Source organism: Nocardiopsis sp. L17-MgMaSL7, from assembly GCF_003182025.1.
GTDB lineage: Bacteria > Actinomycetota > Actinomycetes > Streptosporangiales > Streptosporangiaceae > Nocardiopsis > Nocardiopsis prasina.
Window position 1 is genome coordinate 237,642 of record NZ_QGTF01000006.1, and the last position, 21,244, is coordinate 258,885.

Consider the following 21,244-nt stretch of genomic DNA (forward strand, 5'->3'; position numbering starts at 1 on the left):
CACGGCACGGACCCGCACCGCCCACCTGCGGCATCCGTGGAGCCACGACGACCGCCCCTTCCCCTGGGTGGTGCGCCGGACGGCGGTCCGCGGGGCGCGCGACGTGCTGGACGAGGGGTGCGGCATCAGCTGGCCCACCTGCACCGGATCGCCCAGGGCTCCTGGACGCTGGCAGGAGCCCCCGCGCGGACGCCCCAGGCCGGCCCGGTCACCCTTTCTTGGCCCTCCCTTGGGCACGTCACCGGCCCGGACCGGGTACCCCCGCCAACGTGCGCCGACCGCGCACCGGCCGCCGACGAGGGGACAGCATGACCACAGGACCCAACGCCGACACCCTGGTGATCTTCGGAGTGACCGGTGACCTCGCCCGGAAGTACCTCATGCCCGCCCTGTACCACCTGGCGGAACGGGAGGAGCTGCGCACCCGGATCGTGGGGGTGGCCAAGTCCGACTGGGACACCGGGGAGTTGCGGCGGCGCACTCGCGAGGCCGTCACCGAGCACCTGGCCGAGACCGGCTCCGAGGCCTCCACCGCCCTGGACGAGTCCGTCTTGCGGTCCCTGACCGACCGGATGACGCTGGTCACCGGCGACCTCAACGACCCCGGAACCTACGCGGACCTCGCCGCGACCCTGCCCGACGGTTCCCACACCGCCCACTACCTGGCAGTACCGCCCGCGCTGTTCACCACGGTGGCCCGCGCCCTGGCGGACGCCGGGCTCAACCGTGACGCCCGCCTGGTGGTGGAGAAGCCCTTCGGCCACGACCTCGCCTCGGCCCGCGAACTCCACCGCGCCCTCCTGGAGTGCTTCCCCTCGGAGAGCCTCTACCTCGTCGACCACTTCCTGGGCGAGGAACCCGTCAGGGGGCTGCCGGTGACCCGGTTCGGCAACACCCTGCTGGAGCCCGTGTGGAACCGGGCCTACGTGGACAACGTGCAGATCACCATGGCCGAGGACTTCGGGGTGGACGACCGGGGGTCCTTCTACGACGCCGCAGGGGCGGTCCGGGACGTGTTCCAGAACCACCTGCTCCAGCTGTTCGCGCTGCTCACCATGGACGCGCCGGTCTCCACCGACCCCTCGGTGGTCAAGGACGAGAAGCTGCGCCTGCTGCGCGCCGTGCGCACCATCGAACCGGCCGAAGCAATCCGGGGCCGCTACGACGGCTACCTCGGCACGGAGGGGGTGGGCCCCGGCTCCACCACGGAGACCTTCTTCGCGCTGCGCATGTGGGTGGACAACCGCCGCTGGGCGGGCGTGCCCTTCTACGTTCGCTCGGGCAAGCACATGCCCCTCACCTCATGGGAGGTGGTGGCCGAGCTGAAGCGCCCCGCCGCCGACCTCTACCCGGGGCCCGCCAACCTGGTCCGCTTCCAGTTGGAGCCGTGGGCCGGGGTGACGTTCGAGATGCTGCTCAACGAACCCGGTGCGGAGAGCGATTCGGCGGCACGCCTCGTGCTCGGGGCCGACGTGGAACGCCAGCTGGGCCGGGGGCACGAGGCCTACGACCACGTGCTGCACGGCGCCGTGGTGGGCAGCCCGGAGCAGTTCGTGCGCTTCGACGTCGTCGAGGAGTCGTGGCGGATCGTCGACCCGCTGATGGACTCGGCGACGGAGCCCGAGCCCTATCCCCGGGGCTCCTACGGACCGGAGTCGGCGCAGGTGCTCCCGGGTCCGCAGGGCTGGCACCAACTGGCCGACGCGATCCGTCCGCACGGGCCCGCCCAGGGTTGACCCCCGGGAATCCCTGAAAGAGCGAAACCGGGCGGTCCCCATGGGGACCGCCCGGTCGTCGCGGGCGAGGTCGCGTATCCGGACCTCAGGCGCCTACGGGCTCGCGCCCGGTGTCACGGACCTGCTAGAAGTCCATGCCGCCCATGCCACCGGTCGGGTCGCCGGCGGGAGCCGAGGCCTTCTCCGGCTTGTCGGCGATGACGGCCTCGGTGGTCAGGAACAGACCAGCAATGGACGACGCGTTCTGCAGAGCGGAACGGGTGACCTTGGTCGGGTCGATGACGCCGTCCTTGAACAGGTCGGTGTACTCGCCGGTGGCGGCGTTGAGGCCGAACCCGGGCTCCAGGTTCTTGACCTTGTCCGCCACGACGCCGCCTTCGAGGCCGGCGTTGACCGCGATCATCTTGAGCGGCTCGGCGATGGCGCGACGCACGATGTCGGCGCCGATGGCCTCGTCACCGTCGAGGTCCAGCTTCTCGAACGCGGGGACGCTGGCCTGGAGCAGCGCGACGCCACCACCGGGCAGGATGCCCTCCTCGACCGCGGCCTTGGCGTTGCGGACGGCGTCCTCGATGCGGTGCTTGCGCTCCTTGAGCTCCACCTCGGTGGCGGCACCGGCCTTGATGACGGCCACGCCGCCGGCCAGACGCGCGAGGCGCTCCTGGAGCTTCTCGCGGTCGTAGTCGGAGTCGGTGCGCTCGATCTCGTTGCGGATCTCGTTCACGCGACCGGCGATGGCGGTGGCGTCACCGGCACCGTCGACGATGGTGGTCTCGTCCTTGGTGACGACGACCTTGCGGGCGCGGCCCAGCAGGTCGAGCTCGGTGTTCTCGAGCTTGAGGCCGACCTCCTCGGTGATGACCTGGCCGCCGGTCAGCACGGCGATGTCGCCGAGCTGGGCCTTGCGGCGGTCACCGAAGCCCGGAGCCTTGACGGCGACGGACTTGAAGGTGCCGCGGATCTTGTTGACCACGAGGGTCTGGAGGGCGCCGTCGGCGACGTCCTCGGCGATGACCATCAGCGGACGGCCGGACTGGAGGACCTTCTCGACAACGGGCAGGAACTCGTTGTTGTTGGAGATCTTCGAGTTGACGATGAGGATGTAGGGGTCCTCGAGGACCGTCTCCATGCGCTCAAGGTCGGTGGCGAAGTAGGGCGAGATGTAGCCCTTGTCGAAGCGCATGCCCTCGGCGAGCTCAAGCTCGAGCCCGAAGGTCTGCCCCTCCTCGACGGTGATGACGCCTTCCTTGCCGACCTTGTCCATCGCCTCGGCGATGGTCTCACCGATCTGGGTGTCACCAGCGGAGATGGAGGCGGTGGAGGCGATCTGCTCCTTGGTCTCGACGTCCTTCGAGAGGTTGCCGAGCTCCTCGTTGATGCGGGCCACGGCGGCCTCGATGCCGCGCTTGAGGCCGATCGGGTTGGCGCCGGCGGCGACGTTGCGCAGACCCTCGCGGACGAGAGCCTGGGCCAGGACGGTGGCGGTGGTCGTACCGTCACCGGCGACGTCGTCCGTCTTCTTGGCGACCTCCTTGACCAGCTCGGCCCCGATCTTCTCCCAGGGGTCCTCGAGCTCGATCTCCTTGGCGATGGAGACACCGTCGTTGGTGATAGTGGGGGCGCCCCACTTCTTCTCCAGGACGACGTTGCGACCCTTCGGGCCGAGCGTGACCTTCACGGCGTCAGCGAGCTGGTTCATGCCGCGCTCGAGGCCGCGACGGGCCTCCTCGTCGAACGCGATCAGTTTGGCTGCCATTGAGTTCTTGTCCTCCCGTGACCGGGCTGATACGCGATGGGACGAGGCGTGCGCCCGCGACGGACGACCGCGTTCGCACCGGCAACCCTGCTGCCGGAGGACCGCGATCTCGCAGCCTCGATCCGGTTAGCACTCGGTAAAGGTGAGTGCTAACCACTCCCTTTTTTAGCACTCGACCATGGAGAGTGCAAACGATGTGGTCACGATTTCCCCAGCTTCGGAAACAGCCCTGAACAGCGCGGACTTCCCTCCACAGGGCGGTTTGAGCGCTCGGCGAACAACGGACGAACCCCTGGTGGAACCGGGTGGCCAGGTTCTGCCAGCCCGGTGACCAGGGGTCGCCCCACCATCTGGTTGAACGTTGGCGCGCAAGCGGGCCCATTCCCGCGTGCGCAGGGAGCAGGGCCCTCGCGGTGTCTTGGCGGATGCGCGAGGGGGTCCATCCCCGCGGGCGCGGAGAGCAGGCGGGCAGGCGATCCGCAGGGGAACCGTCTGGGGGGCCACCCCCACCTGCGCGGGGAGCAGGTGGAGAACGAGGCGGTTCCGCAGGGGGAGCTGGGTCCATCCCCGCGTGCGCGGGGCGCAGGTTCGTCAGGATGCTCTGGTACCCGAGCACCGTGGGTCCATCCCCGCGTGCGCAGGGAGACAGGAACTCATCCGCAAGATGCTGGACGGTTCGGTGGGTCCATCCCCGCGTGCGCGGGGAGCAGTACGGCGGTGACAACACCGTCACCGGCAACACGGGTCCATCCCCGCGTGCGCGGGGAGCAGCGGCTGGGGTTGGCGCGGAGTTGGGCGGCTTCGGGTCCATCCCCGCGTGCGCGGGGAGCAGGCGACCTTGTTCCACAGGGGCATGATGCCCTTGGGTCCATCCCCGCGTGCGCGGGGAGCAGGCATGTTGACTCTTGAGGGTTGCGGAATGCCAGGGTCCATCCCCGCGTGCGCGGGGAGCAGGCGCTGGGGATGCGCCTGACTGGCTGCACGACGGGTCCATCCCCGCGTGCGCGGGGAGCAGCCAGCGGGAGCGGAGTCGGGGGCGGGGGTTGCGGGTCCATCCCCGCGTGCGCGGGGAGCAGAGGGGCTCCGGCGCGGGGATGTCCTCAGTACGGGGTCCATCCCCGCGTGCGCGGGGAGCAGTGCGGGTCCTCGGCGGGGCCGGTGCGGCGGCGGGGGTCCATCCCCGCGTGCGCGGGGAGCAGACTATGTGAACAGGAAACTTACCAGCGGCAAGGGGTTGTTTTTCCAACTTCTCAGAAGTTGGACACCGAAAACAGGAAGCCCCAAAGGCCCCACATGGTTCATCTCTTCTCTCTCCGAACCAACAACCGCGTCGCCGACATCGCCACCCTCGTCCCCTGGAGAATCTCCCTCCCAGGTTACGAGGGTCCGGACACGCGGCGGGGCGGGCACCGACCGGTGCCCGCCCCGTGGTCCGCCCACTGCTCGTGCGGGTCAGCAGCCCCCGGCGACGGCGGGGATGATCGAGATCTGCTGGCCGTCCCGGACCTCGGTCTGGAGGCCCTTCTCGAAGCGGACGTCCTCGTCGCCGACGTAGACGTTGACGAAGCGGCGGACCTTGCCGCCGTCGTCGAGCACGCGGGCGAGGATGCCCGGGTGGTTCGCTTCCAGGTGGTCGAGGACCTCGGCCAGGGTGCCGCCCTCGGCGGTCACCTCGGACGCGTCGTTGGTGTAGGTGCGCAGGATGGTAGGCACGCGGACGCTGACGCTCATGGTGTTCGTACTCCTGGGACGTGGGTGGTGGACGTGGGGCGAGTCCGGGTCAGGCCAGGCCCTGGGCCTTGAAGGCCTCCAGGGACGGCTTGATCGTGGCGGTGACGCCCGAGTCGACGGCGTTGAGGGTCTTGAGCCCGTCGCCGGTGTTGACGATGACCGTCTCCGCCTCGGGGTCGAGCCTGCCCTCGCGGACCAGCTTGCGCAGGACACCGGTGGTCACACCGCCCGCGGTCTCCGCGAAGATCCCCTCCGTGCGGGCCAGCAGCTTGATGGCGTCGACGATCTCGTCGTCACCCACGTGTTCGATCGCCCCGCCGGTGCGGTTGGCGATGTCCAGCACGTACGGGCCGTCCGCGGGGTTGCCGATCGCCAGCGACTTGGCGATGGTGTCCGGCTTGACCGGCTGGATGACGTCGTGCCCGTCGGCCCAGGCGCGGGCGACCGGCGAGCAGCCCGTGGCCTGCGCGCCGAACACCTTGTAGGGGCGGTCCTCGACGAGGCCGACCCGGATCAGCTCCTGGAAGCCCTTGTCGATCTTGGTGAGCTGCGAGCCGGAGGCGATCGGGATGACGATCTGCTCGGGCAGGCGCCAGCCGAGCTGCTCGGCGATCTCGTAGGCCAGCGTCTTGGAGCCCTCGGCGTAGTACGGCCGCAGGTTGACGTTGGTGAAGCCCCAGCTCTCGCCCGCCTCGTCGCCGATGAGCTCGGAGCAGAAGCGGTTGACGTCGTCGTAGTTGCCGTCGATGGCCACGACCTTCCCGCCGTAGACGGCGGCCATGACGACCTTGCCCTCCTCCAGACCGGCCGGAATGAACACGCACGAGTCGAATCCGGCACGCGCGGCGGCGGCACCCACGGCACCGGCGAGGTTGCCGGTGGAGGAGCAGGAGAGGGTGGTGAACCCGAAGGTGCGGGCGGCCTCGACGGCGATCGCGACCACGCGGTCCTTGAAGGAGTGCGTGGGGTTGGCGGAGTCGTCCTTGACGTGCAGGGAGCGCAGGCCGAGTTCGGCGGCGAGGCGGTCGGCCCGGACGAGGGGGGTGAGGCCGGGGTTCATGTTGGGCAGGTCGGCCACGTTGTCGGGGACCGGGAGGAGGGAGCGGTAGCGCCAGATGTTCTTGGGGCCGCTCTCGATCTGCTCGCGGGTGACGGGCCCGAAGTCGTAGGCGATCTCCAGGGGGCCGAAACAGAACTGGCAGGCGAAGCTCGGCGAGAGTTCGTAGCGCTCACCGCACTCCCGACAGGACAGCGCGGTCCCGGGGCCGAAGGCGCGAACGGAGGTGGGTTCAGCGGCGGCAATCGCCATGGCGAGGCGTCTCCCCTCATCTTTCCTGGTGGCCACCTTGACCCCAGGCCGGAGTTGGCACCTGCCTCGACGGGTCGCGTTGATCGCGGTTCCACATGTCGAGATGGTTGCCGGGGCTTCGCAGGGCCGGTCCCTCCACCCCTCTGGATGAGCAATATGAAGTTGTGGCGGTTCTTCTCCGAGAACGCACCGTCACTGTAACTGAGGTGCTGACCGATTTTCCATGCCGGGTGATCCGGATTACACAAAGCGGCTCGAATGCTGAGACGACACCGTCCACGTGCGGCGCGACCCGAGTACGGATCCGGCTCCCCTGTGACGGTGTCCACCGTTGCCCGCGAGGGGGTTTGGGGCGACTGTCCGTAGGCGAGACCTAGGAGGAGTGCGTGATCCCCAGAGCTTCCTTCGTCGAGAGGACGACCACGTGGACAAGGCTCAGATCCTCATAGCCTCCAACAGGGGCCCGGTCTCCTTCTCCACCGCCGACGACGGCTCGCTTGAGCACCGTCGGGGCGGCGGCGGACTGGTCTCGGGGATGATCTCCGTGGCCACCGAGATCGACGGACTGTGGGTGTGCGCGGCCCTGTCGGACACCGACCGCCGCGCCGCCACCGAGGCGCCGGGGGCCCGTCTGGACCTCGCGCACGACCTCGACGGCATGCGAGTCCACATGTTGGACATCCCTGAGACGACCTTCTCGGGCGCCTACACCGGGGTGGCCAACTCGACCCTGTGGTTCGTGCAGCACATGCTGTACGACACCCCGAACAAGCCCTCCTTCGGCTCGGAGTTCCGCAGCCAGTGGGAGGACTACGCCGCCTACAACAACGCCTTCGCGGAGGCGCTGGTCAGCGGTGCCGCCGAGAACGCGCGCGTGGCCGTGCAGGACTACCACCTGGCTCTGGTGCCGCGCATCCTGCGCGCCCGCCGACCGGACCTGCGGATCGCGCACTTCTCGCACACCCCGTGGGCCCCACCCGAGTACTTCCGGATGCTGCCCACCCAGGTGGCCCGGGAGCTGCTGGAGGGGATGCTCGGCGCCGACCGGCTGGGGTTCCTGAGCCCGCGCTGGGCCGACGCGTTCCTGCGCTGCTGCGCCGAGATCCTGCGCGCCGACGTCGACCTCGAACGGCGCACCGTGGAGCACGGGGGCCGGATCGTCGAGGTGGGCGTGCACGCCCTGGGCGCGGACGAGGAGGGGCTGCGGGAGAGCGCCTCGGAGCCCGCCGTGGCGGACCGCAGGCGGACGCTGGGCGAGGCCGTGGGCGACACCCGGCTGATCGTCCGGGTGGACCGCACGGAGCTGTCCAAGAACATCGTGCGCGGTCTGGAGGCGTACCGGGAGCTGCTGACGGCGCACCCGGAGTGGCGGGGCCGGGTCACCCACCTGGCCTTCGCCTACCCGAGCAGGGGCGACGTGCCGGAGTACCGGGAGTACACGGACTCCGTGCTGCGGACCGCGAAGGAGATCAACGAGGAGTTCTCCACCCCCGAGTGGACGCCGCTGGTGCTGGAGGTCAACGACGACTACCCGCGGTCGCTGGCCTCGTTCCAGATGGCCGACGTGCTGCTGGTGAACCCGATCCGGGACGGCATGAACCTGGTCGCCAAGGAGGGCCCGGTGCTCTCCGAGCGGGACTCGGTGCTGGTGCTCTCGCGTGAGGCGGGGGCGGCGGACGAGCTGGGCGCGGACGCCCTGCTGGTCAACCCCTACGACACCGTGGAGACCGCCGAGGCACTGCACCGGGCGCTGTCGATGCCCGAGGGGGAGCGCAAGGAGCGCCGGGGACGGCTGGCCGAGGCCGCCGTGGCGCTGCCGCCGCGCCGCTGGTTCCAGGAGCAGCTGCGTTCCCTGGACGGCTGACGGGGTTCGATGTGAGCCGCTCGGCCGCGGCGGGGCCGGACGGGTGCCGGGCGTCGGGACGCGCCGCGCGCCGGAGACGGCCGGGACGCCGGGAACAACGCGAGGGCGTGTCCCGTGCTGGACACGCCCTTCGGCGGGGTCATGTTGCGGCCCACGACCCGCTGGCTCTCGGTCGGACTCCGGTCATCCGGTAAGTCACCGGGCGCCCGACCGGTATCCGGTCAGTGGGTCCGGGAGGCGGCCGCCTTCCAGGCCTCGGCCTCGGCGAGGAGTTCGGTGACGATGCCGGACTTGGCGTCGGCGTAGTCCTGGATGCGCTTCCAGGTGCGTTCGGAGAGTTCACGCTTGACCGCGGTGTAGCGTTCCCGGGCCCCGGCGTCCGCGATGAGGTAGTCGCGGAAGAGCCGCATGCGGTCGATCTCCTCGCACCCCTGGCTGAACACGTGGAGGTTGAGGTTGACGCTGGGACCCTTGAGGACCCGGTGTTCGTACCAGTCGGGTTCGGCGATGACCAGGGTGTATCCCACCTTCTCCAGGTCGTCCAGGTAGGCGGTCTCGTCGGCGGAGTCGGTGACCGCCATGACCAGGTCCACGCAGGGTTTGGCGGCCAGGCCGGACACCGCTGTGGAGCCGACGTGGTCCAGGGACAGCACGCGGTCCCCCAGTGCGCCCCGGATACGGGATTCCTCCTGGCGGAACAGGTAGGGCCACTTGGGGTCGGGTTCGGAGAGGCGCACGCGACCGTTCACCAGGTTGCGTGCCATGGGGTCGGAGGCGACCCGCCTGTCTCCTCGTGAGGGCAGAGAGGGCGTTTCGAGAGGCGACATTCCACAAAGCCTTGCCGTCCGGCGTACCCGCGTCAAGGCTTTCGACGTGCCTTACATATGCACGCGCATTCGTGGCACTACCGACCGTCCGAGCGGCATGACCGAACGCGACGGTCAGGCCTGGGGGCGTCCCTCAGGGGTGGAGACCACCAGGACGAGCGAGCCCTCCCACTCGGGGAGTTCACGCAGGCGGCCGTGGCGCGCGTCCCACGTGCCGTCGCGGAGGTCGCGGGAGAGGTCCTCGTGGAAGCGGGTGTGCGCGGCCTCGTCGACGAAGCTCCACGCCGAACAGGCCTGCCGGGCCCCGGGGTCGAGCAGCGCCTCGGGGCGGCCGTAGTAGGCCTCGTTGAAGCCGTCCGAGCAGTCGAGCGGGATCGGCACCCGGGTGACGGTGGTCGTTCCTCCCAGCCCCTCGGCCAGGACCGACGGCTCCGGGTAGCGGCGCGCCTCGGTGTCCAGGACCTCCGGGCAGTAGCCGTATAGCCAGAAGTCGCGTACCAGGGCGGGGTCGCAGGTCAGCACCACCACAGGGCCCGTGGTCACCCGGCGGACCTCCGCCAGGCCCCTGGCGAGGTCGGACCACTGGTGGACGCTGAAGGTGGTCATGGCGGCGTCGAAGGAGTCGTCGGGGAACGGCAGCGACTCGGCGGTGCCGTCGACCGCCGCGGGCAGGTGCCCGGGGCGCCGGGCCCGCATGCTGGCCGAGGGCTCCACGGGGGTGACGTCGCGGTCGGCGGGTTCGTAGGACCCGGCCCCGGCCCCGACGTTGAGCACCGTCCGGGCGTCTCCCAGGGCGGCGTGGAGGAGTTCGGCGATCCTCGGTTCCGGTTGCCGGTGGTCCGTGTACGTGCGGGCGATGACCCCGTAGTCCGCGTCGCCCGCGCTGCCGTCCCGCATCCGAACCATGCTGTCTCCCACCGTCGAGGTGTCGCCGAGCCGAGCTGTGTGTGGTGCCGCAAGGACCCTAACCAACGAAAAGCCGTGGCGTCACGGGCTTTTCACCCGATCCGCCACGGCTCGCCCCGCCAGGGGGCGTGTGACCTCAGCCGACTCGACGCCCCGCCTACTTCTTGCGGCGGCGGCCGCCCTTGCGCCGGGAGGGGCGCTCCTCGGCCCTGGCCTGCTCGGCCCGCTCGGCGGCGATCCGCTGGTCCTCCTCCTGCCGCTCGGCCGCCACCCCGTAGGGGTCCTTGCTGGTCCGGCGCACCCACAGCACCAGCAGGATCACGATCAGCGCCAGCACCACGCCGACCAGCGCGAACCACATCCACACCGGAACGGTCGGGGAGTCGTCCTGCACCAGGTTGTCGTCGACGAGCGGCATGTCCTGGGCGTTCCCGGAGGCCTGCGCGACAGCCGAGGGCAGGTACAGGGACGCCAGCCCCTGCCCGCCCTGTTGGGAGCCCTCCACCAGGGCGTCACGGAGCTGCTCGGCGCCCAGCTGCGGGTACTCGGAGGTGAGCAGCGCGGCCGCGCCCGCGGCCACCGCGGCGGCGTACGGGGTGCCGGTCACGTCGGTCTGGCCCATGTCCGGGCCGGCCGTGGACAGCTCGGCGCCGGGCGCGAGGAGGTCGATCGACTCGGCCGGGGGCGAGTCGGGCAGGAGGGCGCCCTCCTCGTCCACACCGCCCACCGCCAGGACGTTCGGGTCCGCCTCGCCGCCCGCCGGGGCGACGACCAGCGTCCCGCTCCGCGCGGCCGAGGCGGTCGCCGTCTGGAGGTCCTCGTCCTGTTCGACCTCGTCCTGGAGCAGGACGACCTGGGCCCCCTGCTCCACGGCGTAGCCGATGACCTCCGCGGGACCGTCGTCGGTGGGCAGGACCAGCAGCCTCGCGGCCGGGGCCACTCCCAGCACCCCGCCGTCCGCGTCCATACCGTGGCCGTGTCCGACGACCAGCGCGCCCGCCGCCGTGCCGGGATCGGTGTCGTTGCCGTTCGTGCCGAACTCGGTGTCGACCACCAGGTTGTCCCGGAGGTCGGGGTGGTCCTCGTCCACGGAGACCCCCGGCAGGGCCACGGTGACGCCCTGGCCCTGGCTGGTCTCCCAGGCCTCCGGAGCTCCGATGGAGGCCAGGGCCCACTGCTCCGGGCGGAAGTCGGGTACGTCGGCGGCGGCTGGAACCGCCGTCAGTCCCAGTACGGTGAGCGCCGCGCAGGCGCCCGCCGTGGCGCCCAACACGTGGCGCTGGTGTGTCCTGCTACGGCTGTTGCCCCCGAGCACGTCAGGCTCCCTCGAACGTTGCGGTCGGTGCTGCGCCGGGCCCTCCCCGGACCCTCGCGATTCTGTCATGCGCACAGGATCCAGGCTTGGACAAGTGACCCGGGGGGTAGGACACGTAACTGTATCCCTGGTGCCAGTCCTGGGTTTCGCGCTCCTCATCCGGCATGTCGAGTCGCTAGCATGAGTCGCGCCGATCCGGACAAACCAATGACCCGTCCAGGGGGTGTCCCATGCCGAACATCGGTCCGTCCGACGACGGTCAGTCGGCCCTCGCCGAGCGCGAACAGCGCATCCTCGCCTTCGAACGCCAGTGGTGGAAGTTCGAGGGATCCAAGGAACAGGCGATCCGTGACGAGTTCGGGTTCTCCGCGACCCGCTACTACCAACTGCTCAACGGTCTGGTCGAGCGCCCTGAGGCGCTCGCCTTCGACCCCATGACCGTCAAGCGCCTGCGCCGCCTGCGCGCCGACCGCAGACGTCAGCGCAACGCCCGCCAGTTGGGCATCCACCTGTAGGGCGACCGAGCGGGCCACGGGCTCCGGAGAACCCGCGGAGCAGGCCACCGACCCAGGCAGCGCACCCGCCTGGGAACTCCACAGCGCCCCCGACAGCGACAAGGTCCCCGTATGCCCCCGTCCACAGCAGACGACCGTCCCGTACCCACCACCGAAGCCGGTCGCAGCGCGCTCGACGCACTGGTCTCGGACCCCGACCGGGCGCTGGTCGCCTTCGACTTCGACGGCACCCTGGCGCCCATCGTCGCCGATCCGCGTGACTCCGCTCCGCAGCCGGGGATCGTGGCCGCGCTGGCCGAACTGGCGTCCGTGGTGGGCACCGTCGCGGTCATCACCGGCCGCCCCGCGGACACCGTCGTGCGGCTGGGCGGCCTGGAGCGGGTCCCCGGGATCGTCGTGCTCGGCCACTACGGCGCCGAACGGTGGACGGACGGCCGCGTGGTGGCCGCCGACCCACCGCCCGGAGTGGCGCTGGTCAGGGAGGAACTCCCGGCCCTCATCGACTCCTCCGGCGCGCCGGAGGGCACGTGGGTCGAGGACAAGGGCCGGTCCCTGGCCGTGCACACACGTCGGGCCACCGACCCCGAACGGGCCCTGGAACTGCTGGCCGGTCCCCTGACCGAGCTGGCCGAGCGGGCCGACCTCCAGGTGGAGCCCGGTCGGCTGGTGATCGAGCTCCGTCCACAGGGCGTGGACAAGGGCGCCGCCCTCACCTCCCTGGTGGAGGAGAGAGCGGCCCGGAGCGTCCTCTTCGCCGGTGACGACCTGGGCGACCTGCCCGCCTTCTCCGCCGTGGCGGCCCTGCGCGGACACGGGATCCCCGGTCTCACCGTGTGCTCCTCCTCCGACGAGGTGACCGAGGTCGCCGACGCCGCCGACCTCGTCGTCCCCGGACCGGCCGGGCTGACCACGCTGCTCGGCCAGCTCACGGCGACGATTCGTGGGCTTGCGGGGTGAGCGCCGAACGCGCGGCCGAGCGCAGGTCCACCAGACCGGTCCGGTCGCGCCCGTAGTGCACGGCGTTGGTGAGCACACCCACGTAGCGCCCGCTCTCGGGGTGCAGGAACAGGCTCGTGCCGGTGAACCCGTTGTGGTAGACCACGCCCTCCGGGGTGACCAGCCAGGCGAGTCCCCTCGACAGCCGGGCCCCCGCGTCCACGTGTGGTGACCAGCTCTCCCGGATGAACGACGACGGGATGATCCCGCTCCCGCCGTCGTGCAGGCGCAGCATCTCCCGGGCGAAGGACCCGAGGTCGATGGCGTTGCTGAACACGCCGGCGTGCCCGGACACTCCGCCCATCAGCGCGGCCGCCTCGTCGTGCACCACACCCCAGGAGGGCGCCGCGCCGACGAGGCGCCGCTCGGTCGGCGCCACACCGGGCGACCTCGCCAACGGCCCGTAGGTGGTGGAGCGCAGGCCGAGATCGGTCCACAGGTCGTCGGCCAGCCGGTCCAGGGTCCCGCCGTACAGGCGCTCCAGGAGCAGGCCGAGCAGGATGAACCCGCGGTCGATGTACTGGTAGCCGGGTTCCTCCAGCGGGTCCGACAGGATCGCCTCGGCGAGGTCCTGGTCGGTGCCCACGTACCGCTCCATCCAGGACACCGGGTTGAGGCGGCTGGTGTGCGTGAGGATCTGCCGGGTGGTCACCCAGGCCCCGGGGAGGTCCTCACCAGGAAAGTATTCGGACATCGGGGCGTTGATGTCCAAAACCCCCTCGGCGATCGCCCTTCCCACGAGCGGCCAGGTGGCCATCACCTTCGTCAGGCTCGCGACGTCGTAGGAGACGTCGGGAGCGGTGTCGTGCTCTCCGTCGGTCCGGCCCACGGCCACGAACTCCCACATTCCTCCGGTGCCGACCACGGCGGCCCCGCCAGGCAACCAGTCCGCGTCCACCATCACCTTCAGGACGCCACGTATCCGCGCCCCAGTCTCCGTGAGCCAGTCACCATCACGCACAACACGCCTCCCCCCGAGCGGTCTCCCCCACTTCTCGGCGGATACCCCGTTCACTCCGGCTTGTCACACCCGTGCCGTCTCCGAACAGTACGAAACCCCCGCAGGTCATGGCCGTAACCACACCGCTGTGGCGTGGCGTTGCCCGGGACCGTACGGAGGGGTGGGCTCGGGGCTGAGCAGGGGCTCCTGAGCACCACTCCGGCCTCGGACTCCGCAGGTGGGGAGAAGTAGGCTGGCGCCCACGAAGTTCCGAGGAGGACGATGAGCAGCAAGACCCCCGTTCCCGCCGGTTTCGTCGGTGTGGCCGGCAACATCGGGATCAAGGACCCGCAGGACGACTTCTTCACGGTGGTCTCCCAGGTCCCCACGGCGGTCTCCGCCGTGTTCACCCAGTCGCGGTTCGCCGGGCCCAGCGTCCGGCTCAGCCGTGAGGCGGCCGCCGACGGCCGGGCCCGAGGCGTCACCGTGATCGCCCGCAACGCCAACGTGGCGACCGGCCAGATCGGGACGGCCGACGCTCGCGAGGTCCAGGAGGGCGTGGCCCGCGCCGCCGGGGTCGACCCCGACCAGATCCTGATCGCCTCCACCGGGGTCATCGGCCGCCCCTACCCCATGGACCGGGTCCGCTCCTACCTGGAGGACCTCCCGGCCGAGTTCCCCCCGGCCGACCTGGACCGCTCCGCGGCGGCCATGATGACCACCGACACCCACCCCAAGGTCGCCACCGCGAAGGTCGGCGACGCGACCCTGACCGGGATCGCCAAGGGCGTCGGCATGATCGAACCCAACATGGCGACCATGCTGACCTGGTTCTTCACCGACGCCGAACTGGAGCAGCCCGTCCTGGACGCGGTGTTCCGGCGGGTGGTCGACCGGACCTTCAACGCCCTGAGCATCGACACGGACACCTCCACCAGCGACTCCGCCGCGATCTTCGCGAACGGGATGGCCGGACCGGTGGACGTCGCCGAGTTCGAGGACGCCCTGTACGAGGTCGCGCTGAGCCTGGTGCGGATGATCGCCTCCGACGGAGAGGGCGCGGGCAAGCTCATCGAGGTGCGGATCACCGGCGCGCGCGACGACGCCCAGGCGAAGCGGATCGGCAAGGCCGTGGTGAACTCGCCCCTGGTCAAGACGGCCGTGCACGGCGCCGACCCGAACTGGGGCCGGGTCGCGATGGCCGTGGGCAAGTGCTCGGACGAGACCGACGTGTTCCCCGAGAACGTGCGGATCGTGTTCGGGGACGTGGAGACCTTCCCGACCGAGGCGACGGACGAGACGCTGGAGCGCGCCGCCCAGCACATGAAAGGCGACGAGGTGGTGATCACCGTCGACCTGGGCATCGCCAAGGGCGCCTTCACGGTCTACGGCTGCGACCTGACCGAGGGCTACATCCGGATCAACGCCGACTACACGACCTGAGCCACGACGACTCGGGAACGCGCGAAGGCCCTGGTGGGAGCACCACCAGGGCCTTCACGCGTTCCATGGGCCAGTTGGGGTCAGATGTGCACGGCGGGGCCGTCCGTCATCCGTCCCGCCTTCATGAAGAGGGAGAGTCCGGCCGCCACCAGCATCACCACGGCGGCGATCCCGAAGGCCAGCTGGAGCCCGTCCAGGAAGGCGAGGTTGCTCGCCTGGGTGATCGCGGCGGCGGTGGCGGCGTCCGTGCCCTCGGGCAGGACCGCCCCGCCCTGCGCGACGGTGCTCTGCATGGCGGAGAGGTCGTCGGCGGAGGGTTCGGCCAGACCGGCGGCGGCGTAGTGCCCGGGCAGCGTGGAGACGATGGTCGCGGACATCACCGCACCCAGGACCGCCGTGCCCAGGGAACCCCCGAGCTGCATGGCGGCCTGCTGGAGCGCGGAGGCGACCCCCGCGTAGCGCACCGGGGCGTTGCCGATGATCGCGGCGGTAGCACCGGTCATCACCAGGCTCAGGCCCACGCCCAGCAGCACGAACGCGACCGAGATGTACGGGACTCCGGTGTCGGCCTCCAGCCGGGAGAGCAGGAACATGCCCGCCGAGGCGGAGAGCAGCCCGGCCGTGGTGGGCAGGCGTGCGCCGACCCGGTCCAGGAGGCGTCCGGCGATGGGTGAGGTGATCGCCATCATCGCGGTCATGGAGATGAGCTGGAGCCCGGTCTGGGCGGGGCTCAGGCCGCGCACGCCCTGGAGGTAGAAGGTGATGAAGAACAGCGAGCCCATCAGGCCCAGCGCCATCGCCACGGTCAGGACCACGCCGATCGACAGCGAGGGGTGCGCGAAGAGGGCGAGCGGGACGAGCGGCTGTTCGGGGCGGCGTTCCCAGACGAGGAAGGCGGCACCGAACAGCACGGCCACACCCAGGGAGGCCAGGGTGACCGGGTGCGCCCAACCGATGCTGGGCGCCTCGACCAGCGCCCAGACCAGCGCGAAGATCGTGACGCTCACCAGGACGATGCCGGGCACGTCCATGCGGGACCCGGCGTCGGTGGCGCGGTTGGCGGCCAGCAGCCACAGGCCCAGACCCAGGGCGAGGGCGCCGACCGGGACGTTGATGTAGAACACGGCCTCCCAGCTGAGCGCGCTGACGAGGAGTCCGCCGAGGATCGGTCCGCCAGCTGTGGCCGCGCCGATCAGGCTGCCGAACACGCCGAAGGCGCGGCCGAGCTTGGAGGGAGGAAAGCTGGCGCGCAGGAGTCCCATGGCGGAGGGCAGCAGCAGGGCGCCGAAAATCCCCTGGACGATCCGGAAGGCGATGAGCATGATGACACCGGACGACAGCGCGATCGCCACCGAGGACAGCACGAAGCCGACCACGCCGACGAGGTAGGTGTTCCGGTAGCCGAAGCGGTCACCGATCTTTCCCGCGGTGATGAGGAAGACCGCGAGTCCGAGCAGGTAGCCGTGGGTGACCCACTGGAGCTCGGCCAGGGAGGCGCCGAGGCTGGCGCCGATCGCGGGGTTGGCCACGGCCACGATGGTGCCGTCGAGGGCGACCATCATGACGCCGAAGGCGATCGCGACCAGCGTGGCCCAGGGGCTCTCGGTGAAGCGGGGCCGGGGGCTCGTCTCGGTCGCGGCCGGAGGGTGCTGCTGATCTCTCGGGTCTCGTGGACTCTGCTCGGCCTGGGTGGTCATGTGTGCCCCGTGTCTTCTCTGGCTTTCCGTACCAGGCGACATTATGTCAGCGGCTGACATTTGACAATCGCTGACTTTTGTCAGTGACTGACGTCACTTCTGCTCGCGTGTATCCTCCAGGGACAGGAAGAAGGCGTCACCCCGGGAGTGGAGGCACGTCCATGAGCACGACGAGCCCCGAGAACGTCGGACTGCGCGAGCGCAAGAAGGCCGAACTGCGCAACACCCTCATCGAGTCCGGCCTGCGCCTCTTCCACGAGAAGGGGTACGAGGCGACCACCACCGAGGAGATCGCCGCCTGCGCGGGGGTCTCCCAGCGGACGTTCTTCCGGTACTTCGCCTCCAAGGAGAACGTGGTCCTGGAGGCGATCGAGGAGGTCGACGCTCTCCTGTGCGCGTTCGTGCGTGAGCGTCCCGCCGACGAACCGCCCTTCCGCGCGCTGCGCAACGCGATGCGGGACCACTGGGAGGTCCTGGAGCGCGAGGAGCTGCACCTCCAGGGCAGTGCGGCCAACTTCATCTCACAGAGCCCCGAGCTCATCGAGGTGAACATGCGCTACTGCGCCCGCCGCCAGTCCCGGCTCGCCCGCGTCATCGCCGAACGCGCCGGAGTGGACCCGACCGACCACCGGCCCGCCCTGGTGGCGGCGGTGTTCTACGCCACGCTCAACAACGGATTCCAGGTCTGGGCGGACTCGGGGTGCGGCGACAAGACCGACGGGCTGCTGCGGTCGTTCCTGGAACAGCTCGACCTGGTCCCCGACGCCGTCTGTGGGACCTGGAGCAGGGCTGATGGCGCCTGAGGAGGTCGTCCCCGTCCTGCGCGTGGCCGACGCCTCCGTGGCCGTGCGCTGGTACGAAAGGCTCGGGTTCGCTCAGGAGTGGGAGCACCGCTTCGAGCCGGGGTTCCCGGCCTTCGTGGAGATCGTTCGGGGGACGATCCGGCTGTTCCTGTCCGAGCACACGGGTGATGCTCGCCCCGACACCCTGGTGTACCTGCGGGTGCGGGATGTGGACGCGATCGCGGCCGAGTTCGGGACCACCGTGGAGGAGGCGCCCTGGGCGCGCGAGATCGAACTCCGCGACCCCGATGGGAATCGTCTGCGCGTGGGCACCCCGAAGGACTGACCCCTCAGAGGTAGCGCGAGCAGGCTCAGGTCCAGTTCCGCCGCCTCGAACCGTGGCGAGCCGCCCGCTGGGGTGCCGGGAGGGGGAGAGGTCCTTGGTGCGGGGGCGAACCACGTAAGCCCGAAAGGGGCAATGGCCTGCTCATCGGGTAGCTGAGCCACTGCGGTGCCGGAGGGCGCTCCGGCGGACGCCTCCGCCGCGGGTCACCACACATTTACGCAACACGGGCCCGAGTAGGTTCCGGCAGATGCGTAGACAACTCCTCCTGCTCGGTGCCGCGTGCGCGCTCGCCGTTCCCTTGTTCTCCGCGGTCCCGGCGCAGGCGATCGTGGGCGGCACCGAGTCCACCAGTACCTACTCCTTCATGGGTTCGTTCCAGCCCTCCTACCCCGCGCCCCCGCGCGAGGACGGCCACGGCTGCGGCGTCCTGCTCCTGGCCCCCCAGTGGGTGCTGACCGCCAGCCACTGCGCCGGCAAGAACCCGACCAACGCGAAGGTGGGGGTCCCCCAGGGCTGGAAGGTCCGGATCGGGTCGCTGGACAGCACCTCCGGGGGCGAGGTGGCCGAGGTCGACCACTACTACCGGCTGGCGACCAACAACGACGAGGGCGGCTTCTGGGGCAGGGACCTCGCCCTGATGCACCTGGCGGCCCCGGTCGAGGCCGAACCCGTGCGAATCGCCCGCAGCACCCCGGCGGAGGGCGCACCGGCCCGACTCCTGGGATGGGGCATGACCTGCGACGACAGCGACGACCCGGCGTGCTACCCGAACCGGTTGCACGAGGCCGACACCGTGGTCCAGCCGGTCTCCGCGTGCGGGTCCTCGGGCCCCACCGACGAGCTGTGCATCGGTAGCCGCGACGGCAGCGTCAACGCGGCCAACATGGACTCGGGCGGGCCCGCGCTGGTCCGCGAGGACGGTGAGTGGGCCGTGGCTGGCGTGGTCAGCGGCCCGAGCGGGACCGACGCCCCGGTCTGGTTCACCGACGCCACCCTGCACACCAAGTGGATCGAGGGCATCATCGACGGCACCGACGTGCCCGCCGACGACGAGATCCCGGACGTGGAGGGGGCAGCGCGCCTGGGCAGCTGCGCGGGGTCGGTGGTGCGCACCGCCTCCTCGCGCCCGCAGGACCCCGCGCTCCTACTGACCAACGGCCACTGCGTGCAGGAGGAGCGTCCTGCCCCCGGAAGCGCGCTGGTCGACCACCCGGCCGACGGCGAGGTGCACGTCGGCGGCCCCCAGGGCTACCCCCGGGCCACCGCCCGACTGGAGCGTCTGGTGTACGCGACGATGACCGGTACCGACGTCGCGCTCTACCGCCTGGACACGACCTACGGGCAGCTGGAGTCAGAGGGGGCCAAGGTCCTCGAACTGGCCTCCGAACCCGTGCGCGCGGGCGACCCGCTCAGCATGCTCGTCCCCCACACCCGTCTGGAGTGCTCCGCCGAAGCCGTGGTCCCGCACCTGCGCGAGGGCGGCTACGAGCAGGACGACGCGATCCGCTACGCCTCGGACGAGGCCTGCGGTGTCCAGCCGGGCATGTCCGGTTCGGCGCTGCTGGCCCCCGACGGCTCCACGGTGGTGGGGGTCCACAACACCCACAACCGGAACGGCGAGGAGTGCACCGACAACAACCCCTGCGAGGTGGACGGGGACGGCGACCTCTCCTTCGAGCAGGGCCGCGCCTACGGCCAGCAGGTCCACATGATCACGAACTGCCTGACCGCCGGGTCCGAACTGGACCTGGCACAGCCGGACTGCACCCTCACCGGGGCCGCGCGCTCCTGAACGGTCGGGGCTCCACGCCTCGACGTGGACGACGACCTCCGTTGCCCTTTCGGGCGTACTTGGTTCACCCCCTTGGTGGGGGCGGAGCAAGGACGTCCCGGGATGCACGATGCCCCGGGCGGCTTCCACAGAAGCCTGCCCGGGGCATCGTCGGCTTGGAAGCCGCTGATGCACTGGTACCACTGGGGCGACTCGGGGGGGACCACTGGGGCGACTGCGCACACGGCGAGATGTTCGGCGCGGAGGCGGAGGCGGGACCGGCGAGATTCCAATGCTTGGCGTTCGACCGCGACCCCGACTCGCTTCCCGTGACACTCGGCGACTTCCGGGGCGGGAGCAGGGCGAAGCGTCCGGTGGGCGCCTGCGAGGTGGCCTCGTCGGCGAACTCATCAGAAGCTCGTGGGGTGCCGCCCGAACTGTCCATGGACCAGCTCCAGGCGATCCCCCAAGAGCGAAAGTCGCCCGACGAACCTCGGGCTCCCTCACGCGACCGAGGGAGGCCGATCGGCCCGCGCGCCCGCCAGTCCTCAGCGGGCGCGCGAGCGGCTGGGATCAGGTGGTGGACGGCCCGGGGTCCGGCTTTCCCACGCCCAAGTGGCGATGGGCGAGCAGCCTCAGCAGCTCCGTTCGCGTGGGTGCGGTGATCCGCTCGAAGGGGTCGCCCTCGCCCGACCAGCCAAGGGGGCGGCGCGCCACGTACTTCTCGTGGGGTGGCTTTCCCTCGATGGTCATCGCCCAGTGCCGGTAGAGCAGATCGCAGAGGACGTGCTCCGGGACGGGCAGTTCGCCGCCGGATGAGCCTTCCCGGGGGACCCGTCGCTCAGCCCGGGGAGCGGCCGGGAGGTTGGGGTGGTCGGTGATGGCCTGGTCGATCATCTGGGTGGCCAGCTCGGCGTCGTCTTCCTCCTGAGCCATGCGCAGGGCCTCGTGGATCAGTGGGAGCCGGTTGCGCAGGGTGTGGGCGTGCCACTCGGCCAGTTCCTGAGGGGTGAGGCGGGCTGGAGGGAGGAGGGCGTCCCCGACTGCGGCGAGAAGGTCCCCGGTGTAGGTGTCCAGCATCAGAGGGACACCCCCAGTCGGCGCAGTCCGGCCAGGACGGCGTGGAGGACGTCCAGGGGTGCGGTGTCCAGCGGTCGCCGGGGCGAGGGGATGAGCGGCGGGCGGAGGGACGCGGCGTAGCCGCGCACGCGCCCAGCCCTGCGCGGGCGTCGGGGGCGGTGTGAGAGGTCTCCGGCAGCGCCAATGATTCGCGGGGCGAGCCAGGGGATAAGGTCGGGCATGTCGGCGCT

General features: G+C 70.7%; 18 protein-coding genes, 1 CRISPR repeat array and 1 riboswitch. Of the genes, 8 read left to right on the forward strand and 10 right to left on the reverse strand.

What is annotated here, in order from left to right; all coding sequences use genetic code 11:
• Positions 1-308: 308 nt before the first annotated feature.
• Positions 309-1,736 carry a glucose-6-phosphate dehydrogenase gene (gene zwf / locus BDW27_RS12790; RefSeq protein ID WP_110049448.1) on the forward strand — a complete coding sequence of 476 codons (1,428 nt, stop codon included), beginning with the start codon at positions 309-311 and terminating at the stop codon, positions 1,734-1,736.
• Positions 1,737-1,860: 124 nt separating this feature from the next.
• Here zwf and groL read toward each other — a convergent pair whose 3' ends face one another.
• The 3 genes from groL to thrC all read right to left on the reverse strand — a co-directional run bounded on the left by groL (position 1,861) and on the right by thrC (position 6,532).
• Positions 1,861-3,492, reverse strand: a complete 1,632-nt coding sequence (gene groL, locus BDW27_RS12795) for a chaperonin GroEL (RefSeq protein ID WP_017544079.1) — start codon at positions 3,490-3,492, stop codon at positions 1,861-1,863.
• A gap of 374 nt (positions 3,493-3,866) precedes the next feature.
• A CRISPR array of direct repeats spans positions 3,867-4,691; the repeat unit is 29 nt; unit sequence GGGTCCATCCCCGCGTGCGCGGGGAGCAG.
• A gap of 253 nt (positions 4,692-4,944) precedes the next feature.
• A complete protein-coding gene (locus BDW27_RS12800) occupies positions 4,945-5,223 on the reverse strand; it encodes a ubiquitin-like small modifier protein 1 (RefSeq protein WP_017544084.1) in 279 nt (92 codons plus the stop codon).
• Positions 5,224-5,272: 49 nt separating this feature from the next.
• The gene (gene thrC / locus BDW27_RS12805; RefSeq protein WP_110049449.1) at positions 5,273-6,532 is read right to left on the reverse strand and encodes a threonine synthase; all 1,260 of its coding nucleotides are present in this window, start codon (positions 6,530-6,532) and stop codon (positions 5,273-5,275) included.
• Between the two features lie 13 nt (positions 6,533-6,545).
• A riboswitch (SAM riboswitch) is annotated at positions 6,546-6,686 on the reverse strand.
• A gap of 270 nt (positions 6,687-6,956) precedes the next feature.
• Here thrC and BDW27_RS12810 point away from each other — a divergent pair.
• Positions 6,957-8,396 (forward strand): trehalose-6-phosphate synthase, encoded by a 1,440-nt coding sequence (locus BDW27_RS12810; protein ID WP_110049534.1) that lies wholly within the window; start codon positions 6,957-6,959, stop codon positions 8,394-8,396.
• 221 nt (positions 8,397-8,617) lie between these two features.
• Here BDW27_RS12810 and BDW27_RS12815 read toward each other — a convergent pair whose 3' ends face one another.
• The 3 genes from BDW27_RS12815 to BDW27_RS12825 all read right to left on the reverse strand — a co-directional run bounded on the left by BDW27_RS12815 (position 8,618) and on the right by BDW27_RS12825 (position 11,444).
• On the reverse strand, positions 8,618-9,223 hold the full coding sequence (locus BDW27_RS12815; RefSeq protein WP_110049450.1) for a GrpB family protein: 606 nt from the start codon (positions 9,221-9,223) through the stop codon (positions 8,618-8,620).
• A 114-nt stretch (positions 9,224-9,337) separates the two neighbouring features.
• The gene (locus tag BDW27_RS12820) at positions 9,338-10,129 is read right to left on the reverse strand and encodes a class I SAM-dependent methyltransferase (protein ID WP_017544088.1); all 792 of its coding nucleotides are present in this window, start codon (positions 10,127-10,129) and stop codon (positions 9,338-9,340) included.
• Between the two features lie 157 nt (positions 10,130-10,286).
• On the reverse strand, positions 10,287-11,444 hold the full coding sequence (locus BDW27_RS12825) for a S8 family serine peptidase (RefSeq protein WP_110049451.1): 1,158 nt from the start codon (positions 11,442-11,444) through the stop codon (positions 10,287-10,289).
• A gap of 230 nt (positions 11,445-11,674) precedes the next feature.
• Between BDW27_RS12825 and BDW27_RS12830 the strand changes: the two genes are divergently transcribed.
• Positions 11,675-11,959 (forward strand): DUF3263 domain-containing protein, encoded by a 285-nt coding sequence (locus BDW27_RS12830; protein WP_017544090.1) that lies wholly within the window; start codon positions 11,675-11,677, stop codon positions 11,957-11,959.
• Between the two features lie 111 nt (positions 11,960-12,070).
• The gene (gene otsB, locus BDW27_RS12835) at positions 12,071-12,916 is read left to right on the forward strand and encodes a trehalose-phosphatase (protein ID WP_110049452.1); all 846 of its coding nucleotides are present in this window, start codon (positions 12,071-12,073) and stop codon (positions 12,914-12,916) included.
• On the opposite strand, the gene BDW27_RS12840 is transcribed toward otsB, so the two are convergent.
• Positions 12,885-13,916, reverse strand: coding sequence for a serine hydrolase (locus BDW27_RS12840; RefSeq protein ID WP_110049453.1), 1,032 nt, complete (start codon positions 13,914-13,916; stop codon positions 12,885-12,887). The genes otsB and BDW27_RS12840 overlap by 32 nt on opposite strands.
• A 261-nt stretch (positions 13,917-14,177) precedes the next feature.
• Here BDW27_RS12840 and argJ point away from each other — a divergent pair, with 261 nt between their 5' ends.
• Positions 14,178-15,338: a bifunctional glutamate N-acetyltransferase/amino-acid acetyltransferase ArgJ gene (argJ, locus tag BDW27_RS12845; protein WP_110049454.1), complete on the forward strand. Its 1,161-nt coding sequence runs from the start codon at positions 14,178-14,180 to the stop codon at positions 15,336-15,338.
• An 80-nt stretch (positions 15,339-15,418) separates the two neighbouring features.
• On the opposite strand, the gene BDW27_RS12850 is transcribed toward argJ, so the two are convergent.
• Positions 15,419-17,035 (reverse strand): MFS transporter, encoded by a 1,617-nt coding sequence (locus tag BDW27_RS12850; RefSeq protein ID WP_110049455.1) that lies wholly within the window; start codon positions 17,033-17,035, stop codon positions 15,419-15,421.
• Positions 17,036-17,196: 161 nt separating this feature from the next.
• Between BDW27_RS12850 and BDW27_RS12855 the strand changes: the two genes are divergently transcribed.
• From BDW27_RS12855 to BDW27_RS12865, 3 genes are all read left to right on the forward strand, one after another.
• Complete coding sequence (locus BDW27_RS12855; protein ID WP_017544095.1) at positions 17,197-17,838, forward strand: TetR/AcrR family transcriptional regulator; 642 nt, start codon at positions 17,197-17,199, stop codon at positions 17,836-17,838.
• Positions 17,828-18,163 carry a glyoxalase superfamily protein gene (locus BDW27_RS27780; protein ID WP_017544096.1) on the forward strand — a complete coding sequence of 112 codons (336 nt, stop codon included), beginning with the start codon at positions 17,828-17,830 and terminating at the stop codon, positions 18,161-18,163. Before BDW27_RS12855 ends, BDW27_RS27780 begins: the two co-directional genes overlap by 11 nt.
• Positions 18,164-18,410: 247 nt before the next feature.
• Entirely contained in the window at positions 18,411-19,955 is a 1,545-nt protein-coding gene (locus tag BDW27_RS12865) for a serine protease (RefSeq protein ID WP_110049456.1), read from the forward strand.
• Positions 19,956-20,507: 552 nt separating this feature from the next.
• Here BDW27_RS12865 and BDW27_RS12870 read toward each other — a convergent pair.
• Positions 20,508-21,014 (reverse strand): hypothetical protein, encoded by a 507-nt coding sequence (locus BDW27_RS12870; RefSeq protein WP_110049457.1) that lies wholly within the window; start codon positions 21,012-21,014, stop codon positions 20,508-20,510.
• Positions 21,014-21,235 (reverse strand): hypothetical protein, encoded by a 222-nt coding sequence (locus tag BDW27_RS27085; RefSeq protein ID WP_146223259.1) that lies wholly within the window; start codon positions 21,233-21,235, stop codon positions 21,014-21,016. Before BDW27_RS27085 ends, BDW27_RS12870 begins: the two co-directional genes overlap by 1 nt.
• Between the last annotated feature and the right edge of the window lie 9 nt (positions 21,236-21,244).